Origin of the sequence: Paenibacillus sinensis (assembly GCF_019904155.1) — a bacterium.
GTDB lineage: Bacteria > Bacillota > Bacilli > Paenibacillales > Paenibacillaceae > Paenibacillus_AQ > Paenibacillus_AQ sinensis.
The window spans coordinates 1-8,483 of the sequence record NZ_JAHCMB010000182.1 but is presented as its reverse complement, the minus strand read 5'-3'; the positions used below and the strand labels follow the sequence as shown (position 1 = coordinate 8,483).

Annotated in this window: 7 protein-coding genes and 3 pseudogenes; 3 read left to right on the top strand and 7 right to left on the bottom strand. The window is 43.6% G+C overall.

What is annotated here, in order from left to right; all coding sequences use genetic code 11:
* Window positions 1-54 precede the first annotated feature (54 nt).
* The gene (locus tag KIH86_RS20330) at window positions 55-489 is read left to right on the top strand and encodes a hypothetical protein (protein ID WP_223110644.1); all 435 of its coding nucleotides are present in this window, start codon (window positions 55-57) and stop codon (window positions 487-489) included.
* A gap of 137 nt (window positions 490-626) precedes the next feature.
* Here KIH86_RS20330 and KIH86_RS20325 read toward each other — a convergent pair whose 3' ends face one another.
* Entirely contained in the window at window positions 627-1,676 is a 1,050-nt protein-coding gene (locus KIH86_RS20325; protein ID WP_223085465.1) for an NAD(P)-dependent alcohol dehydrogenase, read from the bottom strand.
* 119 nt (window positions 1,677-1,795) lie between these two features.
* On the opposite strand from KIH86_RS20325, the gene KIH86_RS20320 reads away from it, so the two are divergent.
* On the top strand, window positions 1,796-2,212 hold the full coding sequence (locus tag KIH86_RS20320; RefSeq protein WP_223085466.1) for a MerR family transcriptional regulator: 417 nt from the start codon (window positions 1,796-1,798) through the stop codon (window positions 2,210-2,212).
* Between the two features lie 88 nt (window positions 2,213-2,300).
* Here the strand turns inward: KIH86_RS20320 and KIH86_RS20315 are convergent.
* Window positions 2,301-2,497 (bottom strand): annotated as a pseudogene (locus KIH86_RS20315) (hypothetical protein); the annotation flags it as partial.
* 93 nt (window positions 2,498-2,590) lie between these two features.
* Complete coding sequence (locus tag KIH86_RS20310) at window positions 2,591-3,184, bottom strand: TetR/AcrR family transcriptional regulator (protein ID WP_223085468.1); 594 nt, start codon at window positions 3,182-3,184, stop codon at window positions 2,591-2,593.
* Window positions 3,185-3,328: 144 nt separating this feature from the next.
* On the opposite strand from KIH86_RS20310, the gene KIH86_RS20305 reads away from it, so the two are divergent.
* Window positions 3,329-5,521: a YhgE/Pip family protein gene (locus tag KIH86_RS20305; protein WP_456094023.1), complete on the top strand. Its 2,193-nt coding sequence runs from the start codon at window positions 3,329-3,331 to the stop codon at window positions 5,519-5,521.
* A 115-nt stretch (window positions 5,522-5,636) separates the two neighbouring features.
* On the opposite strand, the pseudogene KIH86_RS20300 reads toward KIH86_RS20305, so the two are convergent.
* The 4 genes and pseudogenes from KIH86_RS20300 to sigK form a co-directional block, all read right to left on the bottom strand.
* Window positions 5,637-5,885 (bottom strand): annotated as a pseudogene (locus KIH86_RS20300) (RNA polymerase subunit sigma-70); the annotation flags it as partial.
* A gap of 34 nt (window positions 5,886-5,919) precedes the next feature.
* Window positions 5,920-7,008, bottom strand: coding sequence for a serine hydrolase domain-containing protein (locus tag KIH86_RS20295; protein ID WP_223085470.1), 1,089 nt, complete (start codon window positions 7,006-7,008; stop codon window positions 5,920-5,922).
* 88 nt (window positions 7,009-7,096) lie between these two features.
* The gene (locus tag KIH86_RS20290) at window positions 7,097-7,765 is read right to left on the bottom strand and encodes a YczE/YyaS/YitT family protein (RefSeq protein WP_235775513.1); all 669 of its coding nucleotides are present in this window, start codon (window positions 7,763-7,765) and stop codon (window positions 7,097-7,099) included.
* Window positions 7,766-7,906: 141 nt separating this feature from the next.
* Window positions 7,907-8,410, bottom strand: a pseudogene (gene sigK / locus KIH86_RS20285) (RNA polymerase sporulation sigma factor SigK); the annotation flags it as partial.
* Window positions 8,411-8,483: the final 73 nt, after the last annotated feature.

The following is an 8,483-nucleotide window of genomic DNA, read 5'->3' as shown; positions in this document are numbered from 1 at the left end:
TGGAATAAATGGAAGGCATGTAAACAAATAAGAAAGTGAGGTTTAACGAATACTATGGATATGAGATTGTTCAAAAAAATTAAAATGATAAATTTCGTCACCTTCTTTTCCTTCTGGACTATCTTCTTCTTTGCTCTGGCGGATAAGCCCCCACCTGCCGGTTTCTATTGGCTTATGGCCATACTATTCGTTTATGACATTTTACTTTATATTTATTTGGATGATTTTATTGAAAGCTTGGTTAAGAAGCGAAGAGGAGTTTTTCTACGTAATTTATTATATTTCTCCTTGGGGGGCTTGGTTTTCTGCCTGATTCTTTCAGTTATTGTCATTAACATTGTTTCAAATGTAGGAAATGAAGGATATCTAATCTCGGCATACACAACAACCGCAGTTGGCTTCCTTAACGGTTTATGTTTCTATTTTTTTAACAAGCTGCTTTTGAAGAAGTACAATTTAAGGATGGATCCGAATCGCTCCGAGCTGTGACCTCAACGCCACAATCCGTGGTCGAGGGGAATAGTAGCAGATATAATTACATCTTGGCAGGTTAATGTATTAAAAAACAACAAGCAACTCATCCGCAGACAAGTTGCTTGTTGAAGGCTGTATTAAGAGGTCGATCCTTATTCATTCCCCATCGTGCTGATATCGATTACGAACCGGTAACGGACATCTGAAGCGAGTACGCGCTCCCAGGCTTCATCGATCCGATCGGCAGAAATAACCTCGATCTCAGATGCAATATTGTGTTCAGCGCAGAAATCAAGCATTTCCTGTGTTTCACGGATTCCACCAATCATCGATCCGGCAAACGAGCGGCGGTGACCAATCAGCGAGAATACGTTAACTGCCAATGGATCAGCGGGCGCACCTACATTGACTAATGTACCATCCAGCGCCAAGAGCGACAGATACGCATCAATATTAATCTGCGCGCTTACCGTATTTATGATCAGGTCGAACGAACCGGCAAGCTGCTTGAATGTCTCCGGATCGCTTGTCGCATAATAATGATCCGCCCCTAATTGCAAACCGTCTTCCTTCTTCTTCAGTGACTGTGATAAAACAGTAACCTCAGCCCCCATGGCATGAGCGATCTTCACAGCCATGTGTCCAAGTCCTCCAAGACCTACCACAGCTATTTTTTTGCCTGGAGCTGCTCCCCAATGGCGCAGCGGTGAATATGTTGTGATTCCGGCACACAAAAGGGGTGCAGCGGCGTCAAGCGGAATAGCGTCAGGAATCCGGACCACGAAGTCTTCTGTTACAACGATGTGGGTGGAATACCCGCCTTGTGTATAGTGCCCGTACCGGTCGATAGCTCCATAGGTGGCCGTACTTCCACCCAGGCAATACTGTTCCTCGCCTTTTTGGCAATTACTGCATTCTCCACAGGAGTCAACCAGACATCCTACCCCTACCCGGTCACCAACGGAATACTTTGTCACTTCGGAACCGACCTGGCTAACAATTCCGGCGATCTCATGCCCTGGAACGAGTGGATATTTGACCGGCCCCCACTCCCCGCGTGCGGTATGAATGTCCGAATGGCAGATCCCGGCGTATTTAATCTCAATAAGAACATCATGCGGCTGAAGATTCCGGCGCTCAATAGTGGTTAGCTTGAACGGACCTTCCTGACTGAATGTAGCGCGTGCATTAACTTTTATCATTGTGTAACCTCTCTTCCAGTTCATATTTATTTTGTAACGCCGACTTTACAAAACATATGATATTACTTAAAGTTAACTCTAAGTCAAGAACAAAATACATTTGAGACTGGAGATACATGATGAAAACATACTCCATAAGTGAAGTTGCGGAACACTTTAATCTGACACCTCATACTCTGCGTTACTATGACAAGGAAGGCCTTATGCCTTTTATAGAAAGAACACCCAGCGGGAAACGCGTTTTCAAGGAATCGGATATGGATGCTTTAAAAATAATTGAATGCCTGAAGTCATCCGGGATGCCGATTAAGGAAATCAAACATTTTATTGAGTGGTGCTCTGAGGGAGATTCCACCTTGCAGCAAAGATATGACATGTTCCTGGAGCGGAAAGCTTCCGTAGAAGCCCAGATGGAAGAGTTAAAAAAAACGATGGAAGTCATCGAACATAAATGTCAATATTACAAGACCGCCTTGGAGAGCGGTACGGAAGATGTTCATAAAATCCATAAAATACAAGCTTCATCCGCTCATTAGTAGTGGACTTTGACCGCCGAGTTATCGCCCATGCCGGGCGTACTACAACAGTAAAGGCGAGGCAGATTGATCTGCCCCGCCTTTCTCCAAGACCTATGAGCCCCCGCTTCTCGATACGCGACACGTAAGTCCGCGATATCCCCAGCTCAGCTCCTTCGCGATTTCCCACTGAATCCGCTCCTCCCCGCCGGTGTCAAGGCTGAAGCGGCCAACAATTCCCTTCACCTTCTCGTCCAAAATATCGAGATTGCGGAAAATCATGCTCTTCTCAATCTTCAAATCAACTTCCTTAATCATAGGATCTTGGAGGGATACGTCTGCTCTGGAGAATTACTTTATTTTTATTGGAGAATCCGGCTGTCCTTCCACTGATAACAATCAGATGGATTTAGGGTTAATGCTGTTTAGCGGGAGCAGGTTCATAAATATTCTGCCTATCTCCGAAGAGACGTTTTCAATCGGTATGTTGATATCTCCCCGAAGCCACACCCGGTAAACATTAATGATTGCACCGACAACGAAATGAACATGAATCGAGAATTGCAGCGTGTCTTTAACGGCTTGAGGAATATCACTAAAGGTTCGCAAATGATCTACGAATACATCTTGCAGCTTAACCAGGAATAGTTCTGCTGCTTCATTTTGGATCAATGATCTATAGAAGTCCAAGTCGGATAAAAGCCAGTTCGAGATTCCATTCAACAAAGGCATAGGGGAATCGAAAAAACGCTGGTAATGAAACTCGTTCATGATTCCTCTTACATTCTCCATAATTTCATTGACAATTTGTTCAGTGATCCCCCGAATATCTGGATAGTGGGCATAAAATGTTCCCCGATTGATATCAGCCCGTTTCACAACATCAGTTACTGTGATATTTTCATATTTTTTTTCTTGCAACAGTTCTACAAAAGCCTGTCTTATTAATTTTTTTGATCTAATGGAACTCCTATATTCAGACTTACCAGCCAAGGTGCTTCCCTTCTTTCGTTAGAAAAAATTTAAAATTCAACACTTACAAAGATTAATGTACAAAATTGTGTATTTTGTGCCAAAACTGCTCATTGCGACACCTTTATATACAAATTATAATACAAAGGCATCAAAATTCAACATATGTTCGATTTTGAGTTCCTAAGGAGGGAGACCATGATCTCAAAGAAAAAGAAGCGACTGATATTAGTCCTTTCCCTTGCTATCTTGATGTTCTTGCCATTGTTGTATGCAGTGAACTATCTCGGAAGCGTATGGGATGTATACAATAAGCTTGACAAAGTGCCCGTTGCCTTTGTCAATCTGGACGAACCCGTCGAGAAGAATGGAACAGAGTATTCATTGGGAAGAGCGATGGAGGAGAAGCTTAAGGAAAATAAAAAGTTTGATTGGAAATTTGTTGGACACCATGAGGCTATGGAGGGAGTTACTGGTGAAGAATACTTGGCGGTTATTGAAATACCCGAAAATTTCTCCAAGCTAATTGCTGATATCCAGGATGGCAATTCCGTCAGCCCTGAAATTATGTACACAGTTAATAAAGGAGAAAATTATGTATTCTCTCAAATTGCTTCAGGCGCAGTTACTGCTCTCCAAAAAGAAGTAAGTTCAGAAATTCAAAAAGAGATTTCTAAAACACTTGCCGACAATTTGATTGATGTGAAATTCTCTCTGAAAGATGCGAGTTCAGGATCAACTGAGCTTTGGCAGGGTATTCAAAAATTGGCGAACGGGAATGAAAAAATTTATAATGGCACCCAAGCAGCCAGTGACGGAGCTGCCCAGCTTGCTAGTGGATTGATGCAGGCAGCTTCATCAAGCTTAGATCTTCATAAAGGCATTGAACAGCTACATTCTGGAAGCAATGATTTAGAAGATGGTTTAATTGTTGTGGCCGACGGTTCCAATAAATTAGTGGGCGGAATGAACGAATTAGGAGCCGGACAAAGCCAAATATCCACCGGATCTAAAAAAATGGCAGATGGATTATCCCTGCTGCAAAGCAAATTGATTCAACCCAATGACAAGCTCTCTGACCTTGTTGAAGGTACATCCAATCTAGATGCGGGCATTCAACAGGCAGCAAAAGGGGCTTCTCAGTTGCATACTTCCGTTCAAGATCTGGGTAAGGCTATCCAGCAGGCCTCCACATATTTGGAGGACTCAGCTATGACAGATCAGCAAAAAATTGCTGCTGTGTCCAGCATTTTAAATACCCTGAATCAGGGATCAGAGACCTCAGGCAGCTATAGTAGTGTACAATTACTTGATCGCGCTATGCAGCAATTAAGTGAAAATCTAACCCTCCTTAAAACCGGATCACAACAAATTTCTGATGGAGTGGGAACACTCGTTTCAAATCTTAACACCAGTCAGGAACAAGCAGCCTCTGCTCTTACAGAATTTATTAATGGCGCTAAGGGATTGGAGAATGGAAGCAACCAGCTCTTATCTGGTATTGATACTGTTTCACAAAAAACAGCAGAACTTGCAGCGGGCTTGGAGCAGCTTAAACAAGGTTCGACTCAATTAAGCACCGGTCTTCAGAATGCAGCTACCGGGTCTGAAAAGCTGCAGCGCGGACTTCAAACCGCAGCAAATAAGACATCCGCTCTAAGCAATGGACTGGTTGATTTAAATACTGGAGTAGGTGACTTGAATAAAGGTTTGATAAGTGCTGAAACTGGAGCTCAAGCGTTAAGCAGCGGTATGACCAGCGGATATCAAAAGATGAACGGCAGCCTTACATTCAATTCGGAGGATCTATCCCAATTCGTAGCGCAGCCTATAAGTTTGTCCACGAATGTTATTAATGATGTTCCAACGTATGGTGAGGGGCTATCTCCTTATTTCATGTCATTGTCTTTATGGATTGGGGCGATGGTTCTTTCTATGGGTCTCTCAATACAGATGGTGCAGAACCTGCTGCCAGGAAAGTTCATTAGCAGCTACTTCCGTAAGTTTATATTTGGTGCTGGGCTAGTCAGTATCCAGGCTATCCTTCTGGGCATAGGAGCCATTCTAATCCTGGATCTCCACCCAGCAAATACGTTCCTGTTCATATTATTCTCAATGATAATCTCTGTTTTGTTCTACAGTGTGATAACAGGACTTCAAACCGTTTTTGGCCCGTTAAGCAGCGTAGCTACTTTTATCATTTTAATGCTGCAAATTCCCTCTTCAGGCGGAACATTTCCGATCCAGGCCTCTCCTGCTTATTATGGCTTCCTTAACCACATCATGCCAATGACATATACAGTCAATATATTGCGGATGGTTATTTCGGGAATTAATTACANAAAACAAAAAAGATAAAAAGAAAAATTCGCAGATAGAAACTTATACTTCTCAACCTATAACTCGTTAATCATTTTGGGTATCTGTAGAAAAGGGCGTTACCATTATTGGGTATTGGTTACGTTCTTTTCTACTGACAAACCTCTTGCCATCCGGTGTCCAGGCTGAAGCAGCCGATCACCATCTCTCTTTTTCCCGGTTGTCCAGAATGTCCGGGTTGCGGTAAATCCTGCTCTTCCCAATCATAAGGTTCATGACGTCATCCGTATTCGAGCCCAGAATATCGATAAGCGTAATTTCGTAGCCCTCTTTATCGGTCCCGATCGGATTGTGGAGCGACACAACCTTGCGGATCTTCTTAAAGCGAAAAGAGATGCATGAGGGGTGTTTCCGATGGAGATCAGATCCTCCATATTTTACTCCGTATCAATCATGCGTACCAGCACATCTCTCATATGCCCAAAGTTGATTCCCTCTACATTGCTGAGCAGAATGACTGCAGTCCCATCAGACATATCTCTCCAAATCTCAGAAGAGAAACCATTGATTCCCCCATCATGGGTGTACACCATCCCGTTAGGATCGGAGATTCCCCATCCCAATGCGTATTCAGACAGATTCGGTTTACGCATCAACTCCCAGGATGTCTTGCTGATGACGGTTCCATTTTCAAGTCCTTGAAGCCATTTATAAAGATCTTGTACGGTGGAATATATCCCGCCAGCTGAATAAGCGACGGTCATATCCATAGGACGGGCTGTCTCAAACTTGTCGGGGGTAAGAAGCGAATACCCTACAGCGACATCGGTATGGATAAGGTTTTTGGTTAAGTAACCTGATCTTGTCATGCCCAAAGGTTTAAAAATATGCTCATTCAAATAGTCACCATACGACTGTCCGCTAACTTGTTCAATCACGGCTCCGAGCAGCACATACCCGGAATTACTGTAGGAATATCGGCTGCCCGGCTCAAATTCCAGTGGCTTGTCTTTGAATTTGGCGATTAGCTCGTCAACGCTCACACGGATGTTCATGGTATTCAGGAAATCCGGGAAGGCGGTGTAATTGGGGATCCCGGACGTGTGGGTTAACAAGTGGTAAAGTGTGACCTTATCATTTGGATAATCCTTAATGTATTTATGTACGGGGTCGTTGATGCTCAGTTTACCGGCCTCTTGAAGCTGTAAGATAGCTGCAGCGGTAAATGCTTTGGTAAGCGAACCGATTTGATGGATAGTGTCCGGTCCGTTAGGCAGGTTATGACTATAGTCCGCCATGTTGTATCCCTTGGCAACGATAACCTTGTTATCTTTGACAAGAAGCACAGATCCCGAGTAGTTCTTGGACATATACTGATCAAGCTTTTCTTCAAAAGTATCCTTGTGGACGGTTTCACTCTCCTTCGGCAGTGGCGTATCCTTAACATTGTTGGCACTATTGTCTGAGCAGGAAGCCAGTACAAAAACTAAACTGAAGATAACAACGAATTTTAAATAATTTGACAAACGAACACCTCCTAGTTACATACATAAAACTCAGTACGTCCATTTGGAAATTAAGTTCCACTTTTGAAATACAAAAAGCGTCATTTAATCATAGGTTTTCCAAGTTGGTTTGATTGGGAGGCCTTTTTGTCAGAAGCTTCTCCGTAAAATTCACATCAAAAAAATGAATGATAGGTCCCAGACCAAATGCGGACACCAGAGTTCCTAAACCAATAATGCCGCCTGCAAGAAAGCAAATCAAAGCACAAAGAGCATCTGTAAACATCCGGTGCCAAAAATAAGAAACTTTAGGAAAGTTGTCTCTCATAATCAGGGACAGGCTGTCATAGGGAGCCACGCCCACATCCGATGTCTGATACAGGGATACCCCAAAACTGCATACTACCACGCCAATCGCCACGATGACCACCCGCTGCCATAACAGCTGAGGTTCACCAAACAGAGATAGCCAAGAACTGTGAAAGAAAGTAGCGATATAACCCAATAAAATAGCGTTTACAAAAGTCCCGGCTCCAATAAACTTTCGTCCCGTTATGAACTCGATAACAAACAATACCAGGTTAAGTAGAATCAGAAAATTGGCATATGTCATACCGATGTTCTCTGCAAGTGCCATTACCATACCGCTGAAGGGATCGTTCCCCATGCCCGACAGCTTAAAAATACTGATTCCCATACCTAGAAATACATTGCCGATAACCATAATAAACAATCGTCTTTTTTCGATGCTATGAATATATCCCTTCATTTTATCCATCCTATTTTCATATTTAGATTGTACCTTGCAGCAGCGACGTCATTATATCACATTTCAAATTGCTAGACGGTTATCTTTATTACGGGAAAAAGCAACTCATCCGCAGACAAGTTGCTTTCTTGATGCTCTATTGTTTTGAGTTTACCGCTTCGTCTTATAAAACTCATGATACAGCTTCATGAGCGCTCTCTTCTCTATGCGCGACACGTAGCTCCGCGAAATCCCCAGCTCCTTGGCAATCTCCCGCTGCGTGCGCTCCTCCCCGCCGGTGTCCAGGCCGAAGCGGCCGACCACCACCTCTTTTTCCCGGTCATCCAGGATGTCGAGGTTGCGGTAAATCTTGCTCTTCTCAATTTTCAGGTCCACTTCTTTGATGACATCATCCGTATCCGAGCCCAGAATATCGATCAGCGTTATCTCGTTGCCCTCTTTATCCGTCCCGATCGGATCGTGGAGCGACACATCCTTGCGGGTCTTCTTCAGCGAACGGAGATGCATGAGGATCTCGTTCTCGATACAGCGGGCTGCAAAGGTGGCTAGTTTAGTTCCCTTGTTAGGGCGATAGCTCTCGATGGCTTTGATCAGCCCGATCGTTTCAATGGAGATGAGGTCCTCCATGTCCTCTCCGGTATTGTCGAATTTTTTTCATCACATATTATGATTTAGTGCAAAAGCAATCAAGGAGAAATGTTACTCAATTTAACGGTTCTTGCCCTCA